1 protein-coding gene and 1 pseudogene are annotated in these 1,376 nt (G+C 35.0%); both read right to left on the bottom strand.

What is annotated here, in order from left to right; genetic code table 11:
• Positions 1-1,226, bottom strand: a pseudogene (locus Q0876_RS15615) (hypothetical protein); the annotation flags it as partial.
• A gap of 6 nt (positions 1,227-1,232) precedes the next feature.
• Entirely contained in the window at positions 1,233-1,370 is a 138-nt protein-coding gene (locus Q0876_RS15610; RefSeq protein WP_299229809.1) for a T9SS type B sorting domain-containing protein, read from the bottom strand.
• Positions 1,371-1,376 lie beyond the last annotated feature (6 nt).

Genomic DNA, 1,376 nt, shown 5'->3' with positions numbered 1-1,376 from the left:
TTGAGATCAAAAGTGGTAAACCCTTCAGGAATACCATCTTCATCACATTGAATGAGACTAACTGTATTGGCTTCTGGTATAGGCTCAACGATCAGGTTTATAGGAATAATACTAATACAAGACGAAGGAATTTCTGTTACTCTAACAAAAATTTGCTCGTTGTTTGGAATATTATTCTCGTAAAGAATGGGTATGCTATTTGAATTTGACTCTGCATCGGTTTCACTGGTATGAAATGAAAAATCATAATCAATTGGATTTAATCCATTCAATATTTCATCAATTTTTGTTGACAAATCAAATCGTATCACACCATTGGTTTCATCACCATCGTTAGCATTATCACAGAGTCTGTAATCAGTTGGAGTCATAATATCGAGTTCTCTAACAGTTATATTGAAGCTAAATGTAATAAAGCATTGAGAAATGGTGTTTAGTACGCGTACATATATAACTTCGGAACTTGCTGTATTAGTATAGTTATTTAGTAGACTATTAGTGCCTAATACTGCTTCCTCTTCAGAATTATGGTAAGTGACTAAAACATCAGTTTGAGAACCTATGATTGCTGGTGTATTGTCGTTCAAATTAAACGTTGCTATACCATCATTATAAGGTGCTAGATTATCGCAAGTATCTATATCTAATGATTGTCCTGTAGGAAATTGATTTTCAGGAGACTCAGGAAAAGTAGCAGTACCTGTCCATTGTAAACTAAAAGGGCTAGTACCAATAGGTCTATCAACTAAAAGATAATAAGTTTCACCAGCTAGAACATCTAAGCCACTTACAAAGCTATTACCATTGGCTCCTGGTCCTTCAGAAACATCAGTTTCGGTACTATTCATTCCTGTTAAATTGTTACCTTGATTAGCATTTCCTGGGTTAGTTGTAGAACATCGTATTGCTGGGCCTAAATTATTGCATGAATTTGTAGGACCAAATACAGAAAAATCGTAATCTTCTGAAATAGCCGCACTATCAGGTGTGAGTATAAACCCTAATGTGCCACTTTGTGCAATAGTGAGCCTAAACCAAATAGTATTATTTTCTACCATACCGCATGCGTTGGCAAAAGATTCTGGTGTTCCAATACCACCTACATTTAAATCAATGTTTGAGTTCCCGCAAATTTGAATAGCATCTGAACAATCTGTAGGTGTTTGTGCAAATAATATTGGATGCACAAATAAAAATAACAATAATATTTTGAGGGAATTATTCATTGAGGTTTAACGTTTAAGAGCGAAATGGCTTTTAAAGATTCTACCATCTTTTAGCGTTACTACAAACCAATAATCACTAGCAGGCATAGTATAGCCATTAACAGTTCCGTCCCATCCAGGACCAATAGGATCTACTTCGGCAATTAGTTT

The sequence above is a fragment of the uncultured Psychroserpens sp. genome (assembly GCF_947503375.1).
In the GTDB taxonomy this organism is placed as follows: Bacteria; Bacteroidota; Bacteroidia; order Flavobacteriales; family Flavobacteriaceae; genus Psychroserpens.
This window is presented reverse-complemented; position numbering and strand designations above follow the sequence as displayed.